Annotated in this window: 22 protein-coding genes; 3 read left to right on the plus strand and 19 right to left on the minus strand. The window is 42.8% G+C overall.

What is annotated here, in order from left to right:
* Nucleotides 1-156 precede the first annotated feature (156 nt).
* Entirely contained in the window at nt 157-2,214 is a 2,058-nt protein-coding gene (metG, locus tag C1G49_RS00300) for a methionine--tRNA ligase (RefSeq protein WP_105124240.1), read from the minus strand.
* A 99-nt stretch (nt 2,215-2,313) separates the two neighbouring features.
* Between metG and C1G49_RS00305 the strand changes: the two genes are divergently transcribed.
* Entirely contained in the window at nt 2,314-2,907 is a 594-nt protein-coding gene (locus C1G49_RS00305; RefSeq protein ID WP_105124172.1) for a DUF1361 domain-containing protein, read from the plus strand.
* Nucleotides 2,908-3,054: 147 nt separating this feature from the next.
* Complete coding sequence (locus C1G49_RS00310; protein ID WP_105124173.1) at nt 3,055-3,648, plus strand: DUF1361 domain-containing protein; 594 nt, start codon at nt 3,055-3,057, stop codon at nt 3,646-3,648.
* A 39-nt stretch (nt 3,649-3,687) separates the two neighbouring features.
* Here C1G49_RS00310 and C1G49_RS00315 read toward each other — a convergent pair whose 3' ends face one another.
* From C1G49_RS00315 to C1G49_RS00345, 7 genes are all read right to left on the minus strand, one after another.
* Complete coding sequence (locus tag C1G49_RS00315) at nt 3,688-4,437, minus strand: hypothetical protein (RefSeq protein ID WP_238595818.1); 750 nt, start codon at nt 4,435-4,437, stop codon at nt 3,688-3,690.
* Nucleotides 4,438-4,762: 325 nt separating this feature from the next.
* Nucleotides 4,763-5,641 (minus strand): GIY-YIG nuclease family protein, encoded by an 879-nt coding sequence (locus C1G49_RS00320; RefSeq protein ID WP_105124174.1) that lies wholly within the window; start codon nt 5,639-5,641, stop codon nt 4,763-4,765.
* Nucleotides 5,634-5,921, minus strand: a complete 288-nt coding sequence (locus C1G49_RS00325) for a hypothetical protein (protein ID WP_105124175.1) — start codon at nt 5,919-5,921, stop codon at nt 5,634-5,636. Before C1G49_RS00325 ends, C1G49_RS00320 begins: the two co-directional genes overlap by 8 nt.
* On the minus strand, nt 5,918-7,840 hold the full coding sequence (locus C1G49_RS00330; protein WP_105124176.1) for a DEAD/DEAH box helicase: 1,923 nt from the start codon (nt 7,838-7,840) through the stop codon (nt 5,918-5,920). The genes C1G49_RS00325 and C1G49_RS00330 overlap by 4 nt, the downstream gene beginning before the upstream one ends.
* Complete coding sequence (locus tag C1G49_RS00335) at nt 7,837-8,559, minus strand: hypothetical protein (protein WP_105124177.1); 723 nt, start codon at nt 8,557-8,559, stop codon at nt 7,837-7,839. Before C1G49_RS00335 ends, C1G49_RS00330 begins: the two co-directional genes overlap by 4 nt.
* Complete coding sequence (locus C1G49_RS00340; protein ID WP_105124178.1) at nt 8,547-11,273, minus strand: DNA methyltransferase; 2,727 nt, start codon at nt 11,271-11,273, stop codon at nt 8,547-8,549. The genes C1G49_RS00335 and C1G49_RS00340 overlap by 13 nt, the downstream gene beginning before the upstream one ends.
* A 288-nt stretch (nt 11,274-11,561) precedes the next feature.
* On the minus strand, nt 11,562-12,173 hold the full coding sequence (locus C1G49_RS00345) for a DUF3885 domain-containing protein (RefSeq protein ID WP_105124179.1): 612 nt from the start codon (nt 12,171-12,173) through the stop codon (nt 11,562-11,564).
* Nucleotides 12,174-12,286: 113 nt separating this feature from the next.
* Here C1G49_RS00345 and C1G49_RS00350 point away from each other — a divergent pair, with 113 nt between their 5' ends.
* Complete coding sequence (locus C1G49_RS00350) at nt 12,287-13,162, plus strand: CPBP family intramembrane glutamic endopeptidase (RefSeq protein ID WP_105124180.1); 876 nt, start codon at nt 12,287-12,289, stop codon at nt 13,160-13,162.
* A 17-nt stretch (nt 13,163-13,179) separates the two neighbouring features.
* Here the strand turns inward: C1G49_RS00350 and C1G49_RS00355 are convergent, their stop codons facing one another.
* The 11 genes from C1G49_RS00355 to C1G49_RS00405 all read right to left on the minus strand — a co-directional run bounded on the left by C1G49_RS00355 (nt 13,180) and on the right by C1G49_RS00405 (nt 23,542).
* The gene (locus tag C1G49_RS00355) at nt 13,180-14,019 is read right to left on the minus strand and encodes a DUF975 family protein (protein ID WP_105124181.1); all 840 of its coding nucleotides are present in this window, start codon (nt 14,017-14,019) and stop codon (nt 13,180-13,182) included.
* Nucleotides 14,020-14,075: 56 nt separating this feature from the next.
* Nucleotides 14,076-14,969, minus strand: coding sequence for a DUF975 family protein (locus C1G49_RS00360; protein ID WP_105124182.1), 894 nt, complete (start codon nt 14,967-14,969; stop codon nt 14,076-14,078).
* A gap of 217 nt (nt 14,970-15,186) precedes the next feature.
* Entirely contained in the window at nt 15,187-15,453 is a 267-nt protein-coding gene (locus tag C1G49_RS00365; protein ID WP_105118056.1) for a DUF2087 domain-containing protein, read from the minus strand.
* Nucleotides 15,454-15,774: 321 nt separating this feature from the next.
* On the minus strand, nt 15,775-18,174 hold the full coding sequence (pheT, locus tag C1G49_RS00370) for a phenylalanine--tRNA ligase subunit beta (RefSeq protein ID WP_105124183.1): 2,400 nt from the start codon (nt 18,172-18,174) through the stop codon (nt 15,775-15,777).
* Between the two features lies 1 nt (nt 18,175).
* Nucleotides 18,176-18,697, minus strand: a complete 522-nt coding sequence (locus C1G49_RS00375) for a GNAT family N-acetyltransferase (RefSeq protein WP_105124184.1) — start codon at nt 18,695-18,697, stop codon at nt 18,176-18,178.
* Between the two features lie 197 nt (nt 18,698-18,894).
* A complete protein-coding gene (pheS, locus tag C1G49_RS00380; protein ID WP_002939760.1) occupies nt 18,895-19,938 on the minus strand; it encodes a phenylalanine--tRNA ligase subunit alpha in 1,044 nt (347 codons plus the stop codon).
* 260 nt (nt 19,939-20,198) lie between these two features.
* Nucleotides 20,199-20,972, minus strand: a complete 774-nt coding sequence (locus C1G49_RS00385) for a hypothetical protein (protein ID WP_105124185.1) — start codon at nt 20,970-20,972, stop codon at nt 20,199-20,201.
* Complete coding sequence (locus C1G49_RS00390; RefSeq protein WP_105124242.1) at nt 20,965-21,804, minus strand: DNA/RNA non-specific endonuclease; 840 nt, start codon at nt 21,802-21,804, stop codon at nt 20,965-20,967. Before C1G49_RS00390 ends, C1G49_RS00385 begins: the two co-directional genes overlap by 8 nt.
* A gap of 29 nt (nt 21,805-21,833) precedes the next feature.
* Nucleotides 21,834-22,025 (minus strand): DNA-directed RNA polymerase subunit beta, encoded by a 192-nt coding sequence (locus C1G49_RS00395; protein ID WP_105124186.1) that lies wholly within the window; start codon nt 22,023-22,025, stop codon nt 21,834-21,836.
* On the minus strand, nt 22,018-23,301 hold the full coding sequence (gene murA, locus C1G49_RS00400) for a UDP-N-acetylglucosamine 1-carboxyvinyltransferase (protein WP_105124187.1): 1,284 nt from the start codon (nt 23,299-23,301) through the stop codon (nt 22,018-22,020). The genes C1G49_RS00395 and murA overlap by 8 nt, the downstream gene beginning before the upstream one ends.
* Nucleotides 23,302-23,320: 19 nt before the next feature.
* On the minus strand, nt 23,321-23,542 hold the full coding sequence (locus C1G49_RS00405; RefSeq protein WP_419579744.1) for a DUF1146 family protein: 222 nt from the start codon (nt 23,540-23,542) through the stop codon (nt 23,321-23,323).
* Between the last annotated feature and the right edge of the window lie 46 nt (nt 23,543-23,588).

Genomic DNA, 23,588 nt, shown 5'->3' on the forward strand with positions numbered 1-23,588 from the left:
ACAATTAGATTATAACAGGAAAAAGAAATGGAAGCTCAAAGCCTTGTCAGCCACCAGCATAGCTGGTGGTTTTCTTGTTTTTCTCTACGAGAAAAACTGGCTCGAAGCCATAATAAAGGAAGCCTCCTCAGCCGGAAGCTTCCTTTTTAAATTTTCTTACCCAATCTGACTGCCGTTTGGCACAGATGGATCGACTGTTAAGAGTGTTAATTTGTCACCATGTTCAGCTGAGAGGATCATGCCCTGGCTGAGCAAGCCCATCATCTTACGTGGCTTGAGGTTGGCAACGATTTGAACTTTCTTACCGACCAACTCCTGCTCATTCGGATAGTACTTGGCGATACCAGACAGGATTTGGCGGTCTTGTCCGTCACCTGCATCCAGGCGGAACTTGAGCAACTTGTCAGAGCCCTCCACCTTGGCCACTTCCTTGACTTCGGCCACGCGGATTTCCACCTTGTCAAAGTCCTCGAACTTGATCGCAGCTTTTTCGTTTTTGAGTTCCACGTCAGCTGGGTTCCACTCCTTTTCTTCCTCTTGGGAAATAGCAGAGCTGCCACCCATTTGGGCTTGGATATAGGCGATTTCTTCTTCCATATCGAGTCGTGGGAAGATAGGCGTACCTTTTGCGACCACTGTCAAACCAGCTGGAAGACCTGCAAAGTCAAGGTTTTCAAGGTCAAATGCTGTTCCCAAACCAAGTTGTTCCATAATAGCATTAGATGTCGCCATCATAAATGGTTGAATGAGGTGCGCCACCACACGAAGACCTGCTGTCAAGTGAGCCATAACCGCTGCCAACTTGTCACGATCAGCTTCTTCTTTTGCCAAGACCCACGGTGCAGTTTCATCGATGTACTTATTGGTACGGGAGATGATATTCCAGACCGCTTCCAAGGCACGTGGATAGTCAACAGCTTCCATATACTTGTGGTAGCTTGCCAAGTTGTCAGCTACTACTGCCGCCAAGTCCGCATCAAAATCAGTCACGTTAGCAACAAAGGTTGGTACCTGACCGCCGAAATACTTGTTAATCATAGCAACCGTTCGGTTGAGCAAGTTTCCAAGGTCGTTAGCTAGTTCGTAGTTGATACGGCCAACGTAATCTTCTGGTGTAAAGGTGCCGTCAGAGCCGACTGGCAGACTACGCATGAGGTAGTAACGGAGTGGATCCAAGCCGAAACGCTCGACCAGCATTTCTGGGTAGACTACATTGCCCTTAGACTTGGACATCTTGCCGTCCTTCATGACAAACCAGCCATGAGCGACCAAGCGGTCTGGCAACTTCATATCCAACATCATGAGCATGATTGGCCAGTAAATGGAGTGGAAACGAAGAATGTCCTTGCCAACCATGTGGTAAACTGTTCCATTCCAGAACTTGTCGTAGTTGGCTGTTTCTTCCTGACCATAGCCCAAGGCAGTTGCGTAGTTGAGCAGGGCATCAATCCAGACATAGACAACGTGCTTTGGATTGGACGGTACAGGCACTCCCCAGGTAAATGAAGTACGCGATACGGCCAAATCTTCCAAGCCTGGCTCGATAAAATTTTTCATGATTTCATTGAGGCGGCCGTCTGGCTGGATAAAGTCTGGGTGAGCCTTGAAGAACTCAACCAATTTATCCTGATACTTGCTGAGGCGAAGGAAGTAGGATTCTTCTGAAACCCAGGCAACCTCGTGACCGCTGGGAGCGATACCGCCTGTTACCTTGCCGTTTTCATCTCGGAAGACCTCTTCTAATTGGCTCTCGGTGAAGAATTCCTCGTCCGATACAGAGTACCAACCAGAATACTCTCCCAAGTAAATGTCGTCCTGCGCCAGCAATTTTTCAAAAACAGCCGCCACCACTTTCTCGTGGTAATCGTCGGTCGTGCGGATGAACTTGTCGTAAGAGATGTCTAGCAAGTTCCAGAGTTCCTTGACGCCAACCGCCATGCCGTCAACGTAGGCTTGAGGTGTCAAACCAGCTTCTTTTGCCTTCTCCTCAATCTTCTGCCCATGCTCATCAAGCCCTGTCAGATAGAAAACCTCGTGGCCCATCAGACGCTTGTAGCGAGCCAAGACATCGCAGGCAATAGTCGTGTAGGCTGAGCCGATATGAAGTTTTCCAGACGGATAATAAATCGGCGTGGTGATATAAAATGGTGTTTTTGTCATGTTTTTTCCTTTCAACTCAGGGCAAATGAAACCCTGTTCTTGATAACACCCCATTTTATCATATTTTTGTGCAAAAACAAAGCGACTTCCCGTCCACAATCCTTCTAAGATATGTTATACTAGAAGAAGTTATGAAAAAGAATGGGGTTGTCTATGTTTTCACCTAAAAATCTCTTAATCCATCTATTTTTTGTTATCATCATCGTCGGAATGCTCTTAAATGACGTTCAAAACACCAGCCTGATGTGGAATATGCTCTGGGCCTTACTGGCCTTGGACTTTGCCATTCTGGTCCGACAAAATAATCACACCGCCAGCAAGCTTTTGATTACACCATTTTGGCTCTTCTTCTACCCCAATACCTTCTACATTTTGACTGAATTGGTCAACCTTCAGTTCACCAGTACAGCTCTTTGGGAAAGTAATAGCCTGCTTCTCTTTATGCTCTATGTGCCAGCTATTCTTTTTGGTATCATGGCTGGAGTAGAAAGCTTGGAAGCCATCTTTAAGAGTTACAATGTCAAATTCTACGGACTACGCTTGCTGATTATTGGTAGTCTGTCCCTCTTTTCTAGCTATGCCATTTACATCGGTCGCTACGCCAATATTCGCTCTTGGGACATTTTCACGCGCCCCCTTGCCGTCCTCAATAATATGCTTGCGGCAATGTCTTGGGAAACCTTTCCCTTTGTCTTTGGCTTCACCCTCCTACAAATCATGGTGCTAGTCTTTGCAGTAGATGAATAAACTCAAAAGAAACAGGTCCGCTGTTTCTTTTTTCTATCCCAAGACTTAAGCCTATCTTAAAAAGTCTCTAACAATTTAATGACATACTCCTATTTTTTAAGACAATATGATATACTAGCTCTTATATTTTACTGAAAGAGGTCTACCATGTTTACAAAGAAAAATATTTTTATCCATCTTTTTTTCCTCATCATTGCAGTCGGACTAAAACGGTACGGTGTGACGGCACCTGACTTGACTTGGAATATGTTTTTAGCCTTGCTGGCGCTTGATTTTGCCATTCTCACTAACCACAGCAAGTCCAAAATCATAAAGATTGCTGCTGGGCTCCTCTGGCTCTTCTTCTACCCCAATACCTTCTATATGGTGACGGACATTGTTCACATGCATTTCGCCAACACAGTCCTGTGGCAACGGGAAAGCATGATTCTCTTCATGCTCTATGTACCGAGTATTTTCTATGGGGTCATGACTGGCGTGGAAAGTGTGCGGCTGATTTTCTCTGCCTTTTCTATCCAGTCCTACTGGTTCAGACTGTTTCTGATTGGCGGCCTTTCCCTGCTATCCAGCTTTGCCATTCACATCGGACGCTATGCAAGGCTCAATTCATGGGATATCTTTACCCGACCAAGCCTGGTTGTCAGTGAAATGATCGAAGTCGTTTCCTGGGCTGCCTTGCCTTTTATACTAGGCTTTACCTTTATACAAATCATGGTCTTGGTATTCTCCATTGACGAATAGCGAAAAAACGGAAACAGTTTTAGTCTGTTTCCGATTTTTTTATTCTATATGAAGTTGTTCAAATACAGCTTCCAAATCTGCTATCATTTCTTGATGAAAGTCCAAATAATAGGTTTTCTGGTCAGAGGCTGGTAATTTTTCAATGTCAGCTAGAATAGCTCGATAACGTTGAAGAATACTCTTGCCAGCTTCTATATCCTGCTCATTCATTTGCCCATGACCTGCCGCAATAGCATCCAAATCGTCATAGGCTAACAAGATAGTTTCAGTCCACTCACGCTTGTCTTTGTTGAGGGTGACAATCTTTTCAGTCAACCAGTCTTCATAGCTTTCCTCTTCTGTCAAGGACTGGCTCGCAGTAGCCTTAGGCTCTTGGTCAGCTCTACTTGAACGGAGATAGTTGCGATAAAACCAGATCGCAAATAGAATGACTGAAATGATATTGATTGGGAAGACAAAGCTAAGTACAAAGAGTACGGTCAGCCACAAGATTAACTTTATATTCCTAGCTTCCTTTTCAGCTCTGCTATTTCTCACTTCCCAATCATCCAGTATCGTTTGGGCTTGGGCAGTATAGGTTTCAACCAATTTTGCCAATCGTAGCTTTTTCTCTGGGTCGTCTTCCAGCTCCATAGCCAGATAGGCTTGGTTGGCACGGGCCTTGGCCGCTTCGTAGGTCTGGACAGTCGCCAAATATTCCGCATTGCTATTCATCTGATTCAGCAAGCGATCCGTCTGCCCTTTGATAAAAGTCCGATCTCTTGACGTTAATTTACGGTAAGGCATCATCCTGTCCCCTTTACATATACACTATCTATTCCAATTTTACTATAGGTCGCGCTATTTTACAATACCTCAAGAACATCATTTCCTTCTACCAAATAAAAGACTTAAAATGACGAAGCCACCTGCCAATGCAACAATAATCACTGGTGAAGCCCAGAGCAAAATCAAAAACCAAATCACGAGTTTATCCATCTAGCATACCTCCTATTTCCTACGAAAGAACGAGTAGGCGATTGCTATGGCGATAATGCCAACCAGATAACAAATGGCGAATGTAAAAAACAGAAACGCACCCATAAATATGCTCCTTTGATTTGGCTAATGGCTGTTATAGATTCAGTAACATAAACAGCTCATTTATTTTTTGATCAATCTCTTCCAATTCTACCACAAACCATTCATTTACTGAAATTTTTTTGCCAGTTGGAGAGATAGTTTCCAGTTGGACACGTTTATCGCTAAAGGTGTCATGTAGGTATTTTTCGAGCTTATTGGCAGAAACATTTTGAATGTCATAACTGGCTACTAGATGAACTGGCGCAAACAGATAGGTTGCTTCGTTTTGACTATTGGAAAGCCGTTTTTTGATGTCTGTCGCCACCCCAATCTTGTAGAGATTATCCAATTCTATAAATCTACTATCGTTTCCTGCGTATTTGACAATATAAATGTAGCCAGTCGTATGGTATGTGGGAGCCTCCTCACCGAGCATCAAAATACTGTCCAGAGGTTCTGTCACCAGTCTACCCGAACGTTTTTTATCGTACAGAGAAGAAATCAAACTCAAGAGCCAAACATGGTTCTCCGTCCCATTTTCATAAACGATATGCACTTTGTACTTACGATCAGTCGACTGGTTGACTTCGACATTTGTTTGAGGATCGTAAATTTTGGCAACATACAGCATGACACCATTATCAACATAGAAATTTCCCTGTTTGATGGGATTTTTTCGACTGATACGGTTTCCTTGACTGGCTTCTTCAATGGATTTTATGTGACGTCTACCGCTGGCAATATCCGCATGAACCTGAGTAAATAAGTTCCGATAGACCTCAAATCCCGTCTGAACACGTTTGCGACTACTGGACCTACTCGAAGCCCTGACGGTTCCCTGATAACGTTTGGTGCTAAATAAGGACTTATCTGTCTCAAAGTTTTCAAACAACTCATCATCATTTAAAATATCATCTAAGTTATCAATCATGTCCAACTCCTAGCAAATCCAGCTCATCATAAGCAATAACCAATGTCTTTCTCTCCTCATCCGAACGGATAGCTTTTAAGCGACTGAATAACTGCCGTTCCTTAATTTGAGTGCTTCTTTGTGGCTCTCGACCATGTTCCTTAACCCAGTGAATAATTTCCATAAATTTCTCAATCTCCGGGTGTAGTTTTTCTCCTTTAAGGACACGAATACCAGCCACAAGACTTTCAAAGGCTTCATCAGCAAAAATATCATCTAAGGTTGCAAAATTTTCAATCATTTATTATCCCTTTCACGACGGAGTTCGTCCAGTTTAGCTAAGGCAAAATAAAGTCTTTCTTCTTCTAAATCTGAAGCATTTCGCCTTGGTGAGCGTCCATGCTCAGCTTGGAATGCCTTGATTTGAGGATAGAGCATACGCAATTCATCCGTCGTAAAGTCTACTTTTTTAGCATCAAATACCCGTGCAATCAAGCTCAAGGTCCGACTATCCACATCTCTTGATAGCACCTCATAGGCACTTTGGAAAGGATTGACACTATCAATCAAATCAATACTCAAGTCATCAATGTTGATAAATTTATCCGCCATTTTTAAGAGTTTCTTATTCTCACTATCTTTCTTGGCATTGGATAAGGTCAAATCAGCTACCAAATGCTGACGAACTTCTTCAACCTCATTCTGTGTCAGGTCTGGATAACGGGTCGCAATCACCCTTGGAATCAACTGTTTATTGATGACCTTGCTCTCTGCACCCGCAGAAATTGCTGCCTGCACCACATCATCTTGCAAGACAGAAGCCTTTAAGTCAGTAATATCTTGCTCGATGATTTTTTGGGTGCGTTCCGTTGATGGCTTGGTCAGACCCTTGATAAAGATTTCAGCTCCCTTGGCTTTCTGAGCTTCACTTTCTTTTCGCTTAAACTTGAAAGATGGCGAGAGGACATTTTCCATCAATAAGCTGGCTGTGATGGCTTTCATGATATTGTTGACGGAGAATTGGACTTCCTCGTCTTCTGCATCAGGTTCTGCGATTAGATTAGTGAATTGGGCTCTGGTTTTATTTGAACTGTCCCGTGTGACCCGTCCGATAATCTGGACAATCTCTGTCAGCGAAGAACGGTAGCCGATGGTCAGGGCATATTCCGCAAACGGCCAGTCAAACCCTTCCTTGGCCATCCCTAGAGCAATAATCATATCTAGCTCATCTTCGCTGTCCATTTTTGCCAAATAAGTGCTGACCAAGTCACGACCATCTTCTGTCACCAAGTCCGCAATCTTCAGGATTTTACCTGTCTTAGAACGCAGATGAATAATCCCATGCTCATCTTTATGCAGGTAATCCCCTAGACAATCTAAAATCTCATCCACTTCTCCATACTTATCCTTTGAAGACTCGCCAGAATTGACATTTGGAATGTGAATGATGGTCTTCTTGTCAATGAACTCTGGCAATAAATCTGGAAAGGCATCCGTGTAGCGACCTCGATAAAACTTGTAGTTCATGACGAAGGATTTGAGGTATTGATAGCCCTCCAACTGTTCATAGTAGGTATAGGTCACACGCTCAAATCGTGCCTCATCTGCAGGATCCAAGATAGGTACACTATCTCCACGGAAATAAGAACCTGTCATGGCAAAGACATGGGCAGTTGATTTTTGCAAGACCTCCCGCAGGGCATTTCCCAAGACAGAATTATCATCCTGTGAGACATGATGAAACTCGTCAATAGCAAGCAGGCAACCATCAAAATCGCTTGCATCCAGTTGTTCAGAAGCAAAGCGGAGCGTAGCATGGGTGGCAATCAAAACATCATCCGATTCATCTGTAGACTTGATGAAGTTGATAAACTTTTCTACCTTGCTTTTGGCGGTGCCTGATGTGGTTAGGTTGTTCTCCTCTTTGACGATCCAATCCCAATAATAACCAAAGTCCGAAAGCTTGGTCGAACGGAAAGACTTGCCAATGGACTTTTCAGGCACGGCTATGATAGCCTTTTTCAAGCCTTGGCGTTTCAGCTTATCCAAGGCGACAAACATAAGTGCCCTAGACTTACCTGAGGCAGGCGGTGCCTTGACCAAGAGGTAGGGGCTATTTCTTTTTTCATAGACACGCGCCTGCATCTCACGCATGCCGAGTTCATTGGTATTGACGCTGGTTTTCTTCTGACCATAGGTCACTTCAAAAAGCTGGCTCATGACTGCTCCTTTTTATATGTTCTTGCTAAATATTTGAGAATAGAGTAGGTTTGGTCAAGTACAAAAATAACTTCATTTACCGATAATTCTGTCGGGACATCATGCTTAATATGTTCATTTTGAACTCTAGAATACTTCGCAATACTTTCCCAAACCATGTTCTCAATCTCATTTGGTACATTTCTTTCACTTAGCCAACGTCCTAAATCTGCCCTTTGATTTTCCAAAGACTTGCTGTTACCTAATAAAGATTTCAAAAACAACTCCACACATAATCTCGCATTATCAAGGCTCTCACGATATTGAAAGGACTGGTAGTGACTTTGGGATTTTTTCCATAGCTCCAAACATTCTGGAAAATCAGATAACAAACGTTCTATTTCTGTAGTCTGTTTCCGTTCTTCTACAGTTAAAGTCACAGCACCATAGGAATCAGCCAAGCGATATAAAGATTTTTGTACCACCTCTAGCTGTTTTAATCGTTCATCTTGTTCAGCTAAATAAGCAATTAAACCTGCTTGTTCAACACCATCAAAGCAGAAAAAGAGTCTCCGACAATAATCGGATTTACTTTCGAGATTCTTCTTCTGAAACAAGTCCTTTTCCAAATCGTATTTTATACAATAGTCCGAAAAATGACGCTTGATTTGCTGGGCGGTGAACACATCTCCAATCGCATAACTCAAAGATAGTAAAATATCATTGCTTAGTCTTGGCATTCTGTCATCTCCTTATATAACTTTATAAGATGATTTGTACGCTCTTCATCACTTGTAAATGGTGTTGACTTATAGGCTCTTTCAACAATTTCATCAATTTTAAGATGTGCTTCCTTCAATCGAGCATTCATCGGTTTGTTAGCTCCACCGTACAGTTGGGCCAAGGTTCCACCTTCTTCCTCTCGGACATCAAACATATCCAGAACTGCTTCCTCTAGCATTGCTTTACGTCTTTCTGATAATTCAGGTATTGGAAACGTATTATATACTAAATCTGCGGAATACCTAAATCGGCTATCTAATTTGCCACCAACTTCTCTTAGCCAGCAAAGATGCATTTTTGAGCCAAGAACCCCAACTAGCCAAATAGGAGCATCAAATAATACGCAATTTGAGTTTGTTGTGATAATGCCTGCTTCAAGATAATCTACCGGTAAATATTCCCTACTTTCAGATGAAGTTACAGGTAGAACGAGTGCTGGTAGCTCTTTATGTCTAATTTCTGAAAATCTCCATGGCTGACTCGCTAATTTTTTTGTCCCTGCTCTCTTCGACGTTTCTCTAAAATATTTTACCTGTTCAATTTTTCTAGCAATATCAGGAATCTTTATAGCTTCAGTCCAATTCGAATCATTAAGCCATATAACATATGAATAAGTGCCATTCATTAAATCCGTAGCATTGATAATTTTTTTCAAAAATCCAGATGCATTTGGAAATTCACTAATTAACTTTAAATATTGGTCCACAGTGAAAAATAAATTATCGCCCCCTAACTCAACACTACCTTTAACCATAGTGCCCGGCAGCTTACTAATTGGCTCCTTAATTTTTTGGATATTGAAGAATTCACCTCCCCTTAAATATGCATTAATCTTTGGAACCTCAATTAATGAGCCATTTTCATACAAATATTTCGATGAAGAGATTGGATTTTGTAACCCTACAATAGCAACTGTAACCCCTGCATTTCCTTTTGCACTATTTGACCATTTAAATGATGGATAGGCAAAGCTGATTTCAAGATTATTTAAAATGTGGGTAGAAAAGAAAGCTACTTGTTCTCCTTGGAAAATGGAGTTGGTTGTTACAAAAGATAAACTAGCATTTTTTCCCTTAATAAAGCGACTACCTTTTACAAACCACCCCAATATATAATCAATTTTCTTTGCAATTATTGGAAAAATGCTGTTCCGAAGATCTTCTTTTTGTTCTAAACTTTGTCCTTTTTTTCCGACTGCCCCAATATAAGGCGGATTACCTATCAGATAGATTTCATCGGTTGGGGTATGAGGAACGACTGTAGCCCAGTCAAGTCTAAGGGCATTTCCTTGAGTGATATTTCCAGCATCACGCAGAGGGAGAAAAGCAGATTGTAAATTGATCTCGTTTAGTGCTTCTAAATTCATTTGATATTCAGCAATCCACAGAGATAATCTAGCTACTTCATGTGCAAAATCATCTAATTCAATTCCATAAAACTGATTCAAGCTAATTTTCGACGTTTCGAAGAAATCAATTTTTCCATCTTGTCGTAGTTCTCGTAGTATTTTTAATAGTCTTATTTCCAAACGACGAAGCTCTTTATAGGTGATAATAAGGAAATTCCCTGAGCCACAGGCAGGGTCAAAGAATTTTATCTTGGATAGGCGTTCGTGAAGTGTGGACACTTCTTTCTCGTAAGCTACCCTATTCTCTCGCCTGGTTCTCTCGGTTATGTCCTTGTCTTCGTTCTCATTGATTTTATCTACGATAGCCTGAAAATTGGCAGTCAGTTCATCGAGAAAGAGCGGTTTGATGACCTTCATGATATTTTCAACAGAAGTATAGTGCATACCAGAGCTTGAACGGTGCTCGCTGCTAGCCACTGTCTGAATCATGGCCCCTAAAATATCCGGATTGATTTCATTCCAGTTGAGGAGCTCCCCTGCTTCCAAGATTAATTTTCTAGTTTTCTTATCAAAAACTAGATTGGTTGATGCATCTGTAAACAGTTTTCCATTGACATAAGGAAATTCCTGTAACCAGCTTTCTTGGCTAAAACGATTAGCAATATCTAAGCTAGCAAATATCTGATTAAAAAGAGTATTTAAATCACTGCCATCTTCTCGCGAGCGTGTTTTGATGGCATTTGTAAAGATACCCTTTTTCATGATTTCTGTATCTTCAGCAAATAACAGAAAGAGAAGTCGAATCAGAAACAGGTTAAACTCTTTTTCCTCTTGACTTCGGTCATCAAAATGATTGATTTTCTTTAATTCATCATACAAACGTGTGAACCGTTCCGCAGCCTTTATATCCGCAGGATTCTCCTTGGCATAATCTACCTTCTCGACGCCATTCCAAGCCAAGAAGAAATCAGCATAGGTCGGCAAATCCTTAAAAGGGATCTGTAAGGTATCGAATGTCTTAGTATCCTTGGCCGCAAAGTCCACAAAGTTGGTCACAATGATATAACGGGGTTGTGATTTTTTATCCTTGATTGCTTCTTCAATCTCAGCAACACCTGCCACAACCGACTTGTCAGTGGGAACAGTCTTGAAATAGAGCTTATTCTTGATTTCACCACTTTGTTCTTTACGGATACGGGTGATAGTCGCTTTTGGAATATCATAAAAAGACAAAAATTCATAGATAAAAGAAGCTTGGTCTAAACCAACTTCCAATAACTGCTGAATCTTGTCTTCGATTGTAATAATATCAAACTTTGCCATAATATCTCCTACTTTTTCCTAACACATTTGTATTAGTACAAAAGGAGCGTTTGATGAAAAAATAACCCACGTTATTATACTAAACACACCATTCAGTTTCCTAATCTTATTTTGTGATAGGACTGTTGTTATTAGGGTTTGACTGAAAGTCAAACCCATGGTATACGTAGTATATCATGGGTTTGACTGAAAGTCAAACCCATGGTATACGTAGTATATCATGGGTTTGACTGAAAGTCAAACCCATGGTATACGTAGTATATCATGGGTGCATTTTTATATTTGTTATTATCTGTTCACCCTCCTCACCATCTCCTCCATATCATAGTCAAAAAGCAGGTCATGGCAATCTGTAAAGAGCTGACGACGCTTGCCATCATCCACCACCGCGATATCCACTCCCCTATCGTCATAGCAATGATACAGAACCTTTTCCTTGCTAGATAGAAAGATAAGAGAGGCAGAAAGGTAGTGAAAACCACCATGGTCAGCCTTGATAATCTCCCACAACAGAGCTTCCAAATCTTGGTCAGCGACCGGGAAAAGATAGCGTTCAAAGACCAGCACTTCTCCCGTCCAGTCCTCCACTTCTATTAGCTCAGGCTCAGGACACTTGTTAAAGTTAAATTTCGATGTAAAATGCCAGAGGTAGCTGGCTATATCCCTTTCTTCCTCTTGAAGAAGAGAGAGAACCACATAGTCGTATCCTGAACTAGCCCGCTCCAAAAGCTCAACCGCACGCGCATAAGCTCGGTCCAGATAAACTTTCTTAGGAAGGGTTTCAGCCTCCTCTGCAGGACCAACTTCAAATTTCAAAGCGAGCGGGGTTGCATAGAAAAATGGACCTACCAATTGGTGTTCACCAAATTGAAAATCTCTTAGCCAATCCATTAGTTTCATAGATATTCTCCTTTTATACTTTTGTATCATTATATCACGCTTAACAAAATTCTGTCTAGTTTTCCATAGGAAAATATGATAGACTAGTACTAAACACAAACTAGGAGAAAAATATGAAAACAGCATTCATTTCAGAAAAAGCCAAATCACGCTTTAACCTCAATTTTATCCTATCGCCTATCGTGGGCATTATCTTGATGATTCTAGCGGAAATTATCGGCTATATAGTCATAATGACCTTATTTTTCAACTACATCTATGACCCATTTGTATCACTAAGTTTGGAATTATTTTCCTTTGCCTTTATCAGCCTCGCTGTTATCCTCTGGGCAAGATTTGTAGAAAAAAGTCCTTGGCTTGGGCTTGGGATGACAAAAAAAGGAGCCCTAAAAGACTTCCTACTGGGTTGGGGACTTGGAGCCGCTATGTTGACTGCCTGTGTTTTGCTCATGTGGGGATTTGGGGCTGTGCAATTTACTAGCTTTCACATTTCACCCGCCTTTCTGGGAGAATTTCTCATTCTGGTCTTGGCCTGGTCCGTTCAGGGAACGACCGAAGAATTACTCACTCGGGGCTGGATGTTTTCATCCCTTTCTGCCAAGCACAATATCCCTGTCGGTATCCTTATTTCCTCCCTCTTCTTCACCTTTCTCCACTTGGGAAATAATGCCATTTCCCTCATTCCTATCCTAGACCTGACCCTCTTTGCCATTCTGGCCTGTCTGGTCATGTTGAAAACAGGCAATCTCTGGGTGATTGGTGGTATCCATGCTGCATGGAATTGTTTCCAAGGAAATGTCTTCGCCTTTCCAGTGAGCGGTAACCAGGCTGGTCAAGCCTTTATTGCAGTAGAAACCTCTGGCCCAGACTGGTTGTCAGGCGGTGCTTTCGGTGTGGAAGGATCCGTTATCAGCCTCATCGTCCAAGGTCTTGTCATCGCTTGGTTGGTTTACGACCTCTACTTTAAAAATAAAAATACAGCTCAATAATGAAGAAAGACTGTCGGCTATTCACTAGCTGACAGTCTTTCTTTTAAATCCTGATAAAAAATAGCTCTGCTGATTTGATAATAAGGTCTGACATAAAAAGATAGAAGGTTGAGGGTCAGGCATTCACTGATAAACCAGACAAAAAATGCCAAGTCCAAACAGAAAGCTTTCCAATAAGCTCCCTTCATCAATAGCTGACTTTCTTGAAAAACAGCCCTAGGCTGATGGTAGCGGTCCTCTGTTAGTTGATCATATAAAACAAATACGGTCTGGGAGAAGCGATAATGGATAAAGAAATAGATTAAACAGCCCAGGACCAGAAGAATGAAGCCTGTCTGTAAGAATTGGCTTGGATGATAAAGTGCCAGCTCTGCCATTGCCCCAGGCGATAAAATCATCAAACTATGCAAAACCAAACCGGCGATGAGATGGCCAATACCTAGGACCAGCGGTAGCCCCGCTAGAAAATCAATCAAGTAATGGAAAATCAGGGTGATTAAGACTGGTTTTGTCCACTCCTTTCTGGGAAGGAACAGACTGCCCTTTACATTAAGCTTATCCACTTCTCCTTTGAGAAAGGACATGAGCTGAAGGCTTGCTAGACCAAGGAGAATGTGTGTGATAGCATTCAATATCGAGCTAGTGACCAGGGCCAGAGAGAGATGGGCTACCAAACGTTCTACAACCAGACTGCTATCCTGCCTAAGCAGAAGAAAGCCTCGCAGAGCAGCAAGTAAGCCCCCGACAAGATGACAAATAGACAATACCACTACAGGCGAAAAGGCGACCGTCATGCCCTGGGTTTCCTCACGGATTAGGGTAGCTTCTGCCATCTTCTCCTTCATCCACATCATCATCCCTCCTTTCAACTCCCTACTTGTTAACTCAACTATTCACTCTACTAAAGAAAAAGCTAAACTACCGACGATGACATAAACCGATTGCTTTCTGAGAAAAGACTTTTAAAGACAAGAGGATTTTTTGCCTTCAAGTCCTCATAAAACAAGACCCTACAGGTCCAATAATATGGATAAACATGGAAAGCTAGCAATCCCAAAGTCATGAAAATACCGATAAACCAGCCCAGGAAAGACAGGTCTAGCAAAAACAAACGCCATCTATTTCCTTTCATCAATTGCCAACTCTGTCTGAATAAGACCAAAGGTGAGGAGTAGGTTCCAATTTCCAGATGGTCATAGAGTAGAAATTCGACCAGACTAAAACTATAGCCAATAAAACTGGTCACTAAGCCACCTATGATGAGCAAGGCTAGCCCTAATTGCATACTACTAGAATGAAATAAGGCACCGATGTCTGGTAGTAGTCCAAAATAGATAGCTCCTAAAGCTCCCTCATCTAACAGCGCCCAAGTAATCAAGCTGGTTCCAATCAAAATCGGTAGACTGCACACAAAGAGCAAGGCTCTTCGAATGATAACCGTTAAAACCAGCGGGAAGATATTCTTCTCATCCAGTCGGTTAAAACAATCCATGAAAGTCAGACGGCAACCTTCTTTTCGAACAAGTCGTATGAGCTGAAAACAAGCGGTGATAATCAGGCATTCTATAGCCAGATTAAAAAATATGCTTGGTGGAGATAGGTGGATGTGAAAGCTACGAACACTTCCAAATTCCTCAACCGTTTTGTTAAAAATAGGGATACCAGCCCAGCCATAAGCAAACTTCAAGTAGGATGTAACCAGAGTAGAGAGGAAAGAAATCAAAATGGGGGGCATAAACAAGAAAATCATCCCATCTGTTGTACTTCTAATATCTCTTGCTTTCGCACGAATATCACTATTTAGCATAGATTACCCCTTTCGTTTAGCCTTCGGGTCTAAGACCAGCAAGGAAAAATCTCCTTGAGTTGATACCTACTATTGATAAACTAGCCTTTAATTATATATATTATACTATTTTGTACAAGAAATTTCTATAAATTCTATAAAAAAATTGCAAAAAATCCTAGTCTGAAAACTAGGATTTGATAAAATCAGATTGCCATCCTTTCTCTACTCGATGACATCAGTTCTGTTCTTCTATTCTGTATTCCAAACCATACTGGTCACGCGATAGGTAGCCATAATCTACCAAGTAGCGTCTTAAAATAGCATAATCATCATAGATCTCAGCTAGAAAGGCATTGACATCTTTTTCTGTAAATGTCGAGCCCTTCTTAGCCAATTCCTCCTGCAAGTAGGCAAACAAGACCTGCTTACTTTTTAATTTCTTCGGAATGACAAGCAACTTCCCATCTCGAAAAAATTTTTCGTGAATATCTTGAGTGTTCATACTTCCCTCCAAAAAATCCTAGCCCGCTGACTAGGATTTAGTAGTATAGTCTTTCAGTTTGCTTTTAGTACTAGCTCCAAAGGTTTGGGAAACCTTTGGAGGTCGGAAATAGAGCGAATAAAGTTCGCATCAAAAGCTGCAGATAGCTTGCACAGACTAACAGTCTGTGCAAGGCTGAAAATATTACTTGCGATAGCAAGTCACAGCTGTCGAGTACGGCAAAGCGAGTTCAAATAATCTGAAATTATTTGAAGTTGGAGATAAGGAAACGGAGTTTCCTCATACGTCGAAGTAATAAAAGATAAAATGAAAGACTAAAGTTTAACGAATTTCAGCACCAAGCGCTTCGAGCGACTTACTGATTTTCTCCATGTACTTAGCCACTTCCTCATCCGTCAGGCTGTCCGCAGGATTCTGGAAGGTCAGGTTGTAAGCCATAGACTTCTTACCAGCCTCAATATTGCTGCCCGCATAGACATCAAAGAGCGTCACCTTGGTCAAGCGTTTCACGCCAGCAGCCGCAATGGCATCCAGGACATCCTGATGTTTGACATCACTGCTCAAGAGCAAGGCAATATCACGGCTAACCGCTGGGAATTTAGAAATTTCGGTAAAAGGCTGAGCAGGCTGGAGAGCTTCCTCAATCGCATCCAGATTGATTTCAGCCACATAGGTTTCAGGAATGCCGTAGTCCTTAGCCGTTTGAGGGTGTACCTGACCGACAAAGCCGATAACCGCCCCATTCAAATGGATTTCAGCTGTCCGACCTGGGTGCAAGGCAGCAATCTCACTAGTCGCCACAAAGTCAACTGCCAACTTGTAATGACCAAAGATAGCTTCCAAGATGCCTTTGGCATGGAAGAAATCAACTGGTACAGCTGGTGTCTGGAAGTCCTTTTCAGCTACCAAACCAGTCAAGACAAGGGCAAACTTGTTGATTTCTTGTGGCAGGTCCTCTTTTGGATTGCCAGACTGTTCAAAGATTTTACCGATTTCGTAAAGAGCCAAGTTCTTGTTCTTACGAGCTACGTTGTAGGCCACTGTTTCCAACATACCCGACACCATGTTCTGACGGAGGGCAGAACGGTCAACGGTCATCGGCCACATGAGTTCGGTGACTGTGGTTGGACGAGCCGCAAACTCCACAGCCTTTTCAGGCGTTGTCAAAGCATAGGAAATGATTTCTGTCAGACCTGCACCTTCTGCCAGGCTACGAACTTGGCGACGGATATTCTGAGTCAGGGTTAACTCACCTGCTGTTCCGTCCTCTTTCGGAAGAGTGGTCGGCAGATTATTATAGCCATAGATACGAGCGATTTCCTCTACCAAGTCTGCTGGAATACGAATGTCCCAACGGCGACGCGGTACTGCTACTGTGAACTGACTTGCATCGCCAGTTGTTTCCATACCTAAACGACGGAAAATATCTGCGATTTGAGCATAGTCGAGGTTGGTCCCGAGCGAGCGGTTAACGTAATCAATGGTTGCTGTGACTGGGACGTCCGAAGTGTCCACGCTGCCCGCAGAAACGATACCAGACAAGACCTGACCGCCAGCCAGCTCTGCAATCATAGCAGCGGCTGTGTCCATAGCCTCCGTCAAAGTTGCCACGTTGATGCCTTTTTCAAAGCGAGAAGAGGACTCGGAGCGAAGATTGAGGCGACCTGATGTCTTGCGGATAGACTTGCCGTCAAAGAGGGCCGCTTCCAGCACGACGGTCTTAGAGCTGTTGTTGATTTCTGTATTGGCACCACCCATGACACCACCGAGGGCAACTGCCTTGTCCCCAACGGAAATGACGATGTCATCGGTAATCAAGTCACGCTCTTCACCGTCAAGGGTCACTAGGCTCTCACCCTCTTTTGCCTGACGAGCCACAATTTTCTTGCCGTCAAACTTGTCAAAGTCAAAGGCGTGCATTGGCTGACCGAAGTAGAGCAAGATGTAGTTGGTGATATCCACCACGTTGTTAAGCGAGCGAATACCTGCGTTCATGAGCAGATTTTGCAACCACTGTGGGCTTGGTGCGATAGTCACATTTTCAATGACACGGGCCGTGTAGGCAGTCACCTTGTCTGACTCAATAGCCACTTCAATCACATCGCTGGCCTTCTTGTCGCTTTCTTCCAAGACAACAGGCTTGAAGTTGACCTTGCTGTCATAGATAGCTGCCACTTCGTGAGCCACGCCACGCATAGAGAGAGCGTCGGCACGGTTTGGTGTGATGGACAGCTCGATAATCTCGTCGTCGAGGTCAAGGTATGCAAAGACTGGCTCACCCACGACTGCATCTTCTGGCAGGTGGTAGATACCGTCCGCATAGACCTTTGGCACCACAGAGTCGGACACACCGATTTCGCTCAATGAGCAGAGCATACCCAAAGACTCAACGCCGCGGATTTTGCCTTTCTTAATCTTGTAGTTTCCAGCGATACGAGCTCCTGGCAGAGCGACGATCACCTTGATGCCAGGCTTGACATTCGGAGCACCGCAAACGATTTGCGTGACTTCCTCACCCACATTGACCTGACAAATATTGAGGTGGGTATCTGGAATTGGCTCAGCAGACACAACCTGACCGACAACCAACTTAGAAAGGCCAGCACTCTTTTGCTCAACCCCTTCTACTTCAATTCCTGTTGTTGACATTTTTTCAGACAAGTCATGACTTGTCGCTTCAAAGTCAACCAGTTCTTTTAACCATTTATAACTTACTAACATATTATCCTTTCTGGTGCAAAGGCCGTTTTAGTAGCCAATCCACATCTATCTTATCACCGACCGCAAATTCATGCTGGCCAAATTTTTCAAATCCGTATTTGGAATAGAATTTCTGAGCCTTGTAATTATGTTCCCAAACTCCCAGCCAGACCCAATCACAGCTTGACTGCTCCGCTTTTTCCAAAGCAAACTCAAACAAGACCTTCCCAAGACCGCGACCTTGAAAAGCCTGCAAGAGATAGATACGCTGAATTTCAAAGGCATTGTCCAACTCCTGCTCCGTCTGGGCAGAACCTTGGTTGAGCTTAAGATAACCAGCCACCTGTTCATCAACCCTTAGAAAATAATGCTGGCAATTGGAGTCCGACAACTCACTAGTCAAGACCTCCAAGGAATAAGACTCCTCAAAGAATGCCTCCAGTTCCTTCGGGTCATTATCGTGAGCGAAGGTCTCTGCAAAAGTCTGCTTGGCCAACTCCTGCAAAACGGAAACCTCTTCCAAACGTATGGGATCAATCTGCATTTCATTGCCTCTCATTCTAACTGAGCTAGGAAAGTCGCGAATAGCGATTCCCACACCTTAAATAGTGCGAGATTACGACGTTCTAAGGTTGAAAACGACATTTTTTCAACCTTAGAACTAGTGAGACGATTAGACAGTTCGCCATAGCGACTGTCGTCTCATAAATAGGTGCTTCAGCACCATTTATGAGTATCGGATTAAAACTGCTCCGAGAATCGTACATCGCCTTGATAGAATCCGCGAATATCGTTGATACCGTAGCGGAGCATGGCAATACGTTCCTGACCAAGACCGAAGGCAAAGCCAGAGTACTTGGTTGAATCAATCCCACTCATTTCCAATACTTGTGGGTGGACCATGCCGGCACCGAGGATTTCAATCCAGCCTGTTTTCTTACATACGTTACATCCATCACCACCACATTTGAAGCAGGAAACATCCACCTCAACAGATGGCTCAGTGAATGGGAAGTAAGACGGACGGAGACGAATTTGACGCTCTTCACCAAACATTTTCTTGATAATCATTTCAAGCGTACCTTTGAGGTCACCCATGGATACATTTTCACCGACAACCAAGCCTTCAATCTGGTGGAACTGGTGGCTGTGGGTCGCATCGTCCGTATCACGACGGAAAACACGGCCTGGCGAAATCATCTTCAAGGCACCTTTTGAGAAATCATGCTGGTCCATGGTCCGTGCCTGAACAGGCGACGTATGGGTCCGCATAAGGATTTCTTCTGTGATATAGAAGGTATCCTGCATATCACGTGCTGGGTGGTCTTTTGGCAAATTCATGCGTTCAAAGTTGTAGTAATCTTTTTCCACTTCAAATCCGTCAACGATTTGGAAGCCCATGCCCAAGAAAATATCTTCGATTTCTTCAGAAGTCTGGGTCAAGACATGACGTTTCCCGACCTTGACCTGACGACCTGGCAAGGTCACATCAATGGTTTCTGAAGCTAGTTGCTGTTGAATTTTTGCGGCTGCAACCTTCTGAGCGGTTTCTTCAAAGGCAGCTGTCAGCACATCACGTACTTCATTGACCTGCTTACCAACGATTGGTTTCATGTCGTTAGATAGGTCTTTCAAGCCTTTCAACAAGTCAGTCAAGGACCCTTTTTTACCCAAAACTGCGACACGCAGGTCTTGTAGTTCTTTTTCGCCTTGGTGCTGGATTTCTTTTAACTTTTCAAGTGTAGTTTGGCTTAATTCAGCCAACTGTTGTTCAATGTTTGACATAATTCCTCCAATAAAAAAACGCATGACACCACTCGTATCGGAGCGTTGTCACGCGGTACCATCCGTTTTCATCTGCTAGGCAGACCTTAGTTCTAAGTCTTTGCGCGAGTGAATTCGACCAACTTTCACTGATTGAGCTTACAGTCACGGCTCAACTCCCTGGACAGTTTCCATAGGTGTACTAGTCTCACAGACTTCTATTCGATTAGTATTAGTTTACCAAAGTTTCTAGATTTTAGCAAGTTAAATACCGCCAAAGACTACTCAACTATATACTCAAAAATTGGCTTGTTACCAATTCGTGTTCCCCTCTGCACCTGAATTTGCGTTCCTTTTGGAAGAGTAGCTGCATAATCTAAATTAATATAGTCTTCTATAGTGGCATCTACATCAACTGTTTCAACAGCCAATTGAATTCCAAAGGAAAGTCCCTCTTCTTCAACTAACATCCGAAATAGCTCTTGCACTTCTTTCTTATCCTTTGATGCTACCGAATAAGTGCCGTCTTGATAATGTAAGTATTCTTTTAATGTTGAAAATCGTTGCACCAAGCTTGGTTTAGGGTGAGTGATATCTAGATTAGACTCTGAGATAGTGTAAATATACCAGTCATCTAAAGTAGCCTGAGCTTCTTCTTGTTTTTCCTTTGCCACTAGATTTTCTATCATTTCATCGACAGGATAGACTCCTGCTTCAAAACGGCTATTAACTAGCTCTGATCCAAACAAGTCCCACATTAACTCATCCGCAGATTCCGTACCTGTATTTGAATAAGTCAACCTCTTGCGTTGATTATCCTCTAAATCCCAGATTCGACCATCGGTGACATAGACATAGGTTTCAAAATGACCAGCTTCCGACCAGTAGGTACTCGCTGTTTCAACCCTAACAACTTCTATTCCTAAACGTCCTTCTAATGCCTCTCTAACATAGAGTTCCTCGTTCGTCCGAGCAGATTCTGGAACCATACAGGCAGTAAGTAAAAATGAAAAAACAAAGATTGTTGTAAATTGCAGTAACCATTTCTTATTCATTCACCATAATCTCCCCACTATGGTAGTTAATACTCAAGCCACTCTGTACATTTGGGACAAAGACATTGAACTCTAAGCTACCATCTGCTGCTTTGGCTTCTAGATGGCTTCCTACTGGAATCAAGTCATTGTTTTCTGCATAGATTAGGGTAACTCGGTAGCGGACACGCTTGTTCTTGTCCAAGGCTTTTCGGACCAAGGTTTCAAAGTAATTCTGACCTGTTGAGGTAGGATCATTGGCTTGATTAGACCAGGCTGTTTGAACCGCTATGTTTTTTGGATTGCTTGTTGAGGCATCGAATCCAGCTAGACCACCAATCAAAGCATAGCCAAGCAGATGTCCACGATCAACTGCATGATCATATTCCCCTGGCAAATCATGAATTTGGTGCCAGCCAGCAGGAGTCCATGATGTACGCCCATTACCAGTTGCTTCACGATCCTTATACTGACGTGTTGACTTAGCCAATAGGGCATTGGCTACGGTTGGAACCGTTTCTCCCTGCACAGTCTTAGTCTTATTATCCCCATAAGGTGCACTAGCGACCGAAGCATCTAAATCAGTCTTATTGCCGTTGATCAGAAAAGCTCCAGCTCCATTCCATTCAATGGAATTCCCAAGTTGTTTCCTTACTTTCTCCGTCAATACCGAACTAGCCAGCTCCTGGCTAGGTGTAAACTCGCTTGCTTGCGACTGATTGACATAATAAGAATAGTTTGCAGCATTGTCGTTGCTCGTATTATTTAAAAAGTAGCCACCACCAACTACAACAATAGTAGCTAACAAACTTAGTAGGCTCATAGCCTGTTTCTTTACATTTTTCTTCGCCATAAAATCCCCCATCAAAAAAGTAGGTTACCCTACTTTCCTGTAATTTTATTGATTAAATCCTGCCATTTTGCAGGGGATAGGACTGCAAATAAATTATCCCCATCACCAATGACACCATAGCCTACCATAAGTCCTAAAGCAAAAACCAGTAGGGCTAAAAGTGCTACGATAGCAACCAGAAGCAGATTTTTTCCAACATAGTTCAGATTTTCCTTAAACATTTTCACTTTCTCCACTTACACGTCTGATGTCAGCGCCAAGTCCTGCCAATTTCTCATGGAACCGATAATAACCTCGGTCCAAGTGGGACAATTTACCAACAATCGTTTCACCTTCAGCGACCAAACCAGCCAAAATCAAGGCTGCACTTGCCCGCAAATCCGTTGACATCACCTGGGCACCCTGCAAGGTCTGACCACCTGTAATGATAGCTGTATCACGCAAAATTTCCGAATGCAAGTCCATCCGACGCATCTCTTCTAGATGTTGGAAACGATTTTCAAATACTGTTTCAATCATGGTTGATTCCCCCTTAGCAACTGCCATAAGGGCTGTAAATTGAGCCTGCATATCCGTTGGGAAGCCTGGGTGTGGTAAGGTTTTTACTGTTACAGGTTTGAGCTTGTCCACTTGCGAACGAACTCGGATGCCTTCAGCTTCTTCCGTCACTTCAACTCCCATTTCCAACATCTTAGAGATAAGTGGACGGTTGTGTTCCCAAACGGCATCCTTGACTAAGACATCACCACCAGTCATGGCCGCAGCCACCATAAAGGTCCCTGCTTCGATGCGGTCTTGGACAACTTGGTGTTCTGCTCCATATAGTTGGTCCACACCAGTAATGGTAATGGTTTCTATTCCTGCTCCCTTGACATTTGCCCCCATTTTGTTAAGGAAAATAGCCAGGTCAACGATTTCTGGTTCCCGCGCAGCATTTTCCAAAACAGTCGTACCTTGGGCAAGGGTTGCAGCCATCATTAAGTTTTGAGTTGCCCCTACACTTGGGAAGTCCAGATAGATATGGGCGCCCTGCAACTTCTCAGCACTTGCCTCAATGTAGCCAGCACGTTGCTTAATCTTAGCACCGAGGGCTTGGAGCCCTTTCAAATGCAAATCAATAGGACGGCTACCGATGGTACAACCACCTGGCATAGAAACCTTGGCATAGCCATTCCGAGCCAAGATTGGACCAAGAATAACAATAGAAGCCCGCATCTGACTAACATATTTATATGGAGTTTCGTTACCCAGTCGACCAGTCGCATCAATGTCAATGGTCTTGGTTTCTTCATCAAATTTAACTCGAACCCCCAAACCACGAACCACATTGTTCATGGTATAAACATCAGAAAGAATTGGTACCTGAGTTAATTTGGTTTGTCCTTGACTTGCTAGGACAGTCGCTGCCAGCAAGGGCAGAACAGCATTCTTAGCCCCTTCAATTTCCACCTGACCCTTCAAGCCAGTTTTACTACCTTTTACAATAATTGTATCCATATACTACTCTTTTCTATTATTATCTATTAGCAAATGAACGCCCGACCACCAATAATTCTAAAAAGAAGTTGGAAACGAGATAGCCTAGAGCTATTGCTAGAAATAAAATTAGTAGGTTGATTTTCCGCTGATTATCACCTGTTACTTTTAGCCACCGTGACCAGTCAACTGTTGTCACCAATAGATGATGGGCCAGATAGATAAACAGTATGTGACTAAAAAACTGTAAGATTGAAATCATCATATTTCCATTATACCATGAAATGAAAAAATGAGATTGAACCAAG

This window comes from Streptococcus suis, assembly GCF_002960625.1.
Lineage (GTDB): Bacteria > Bacillota > Bacilli > Lactobacillales > Streptococcaceae > Streptococcus > Streptococcus suis_T.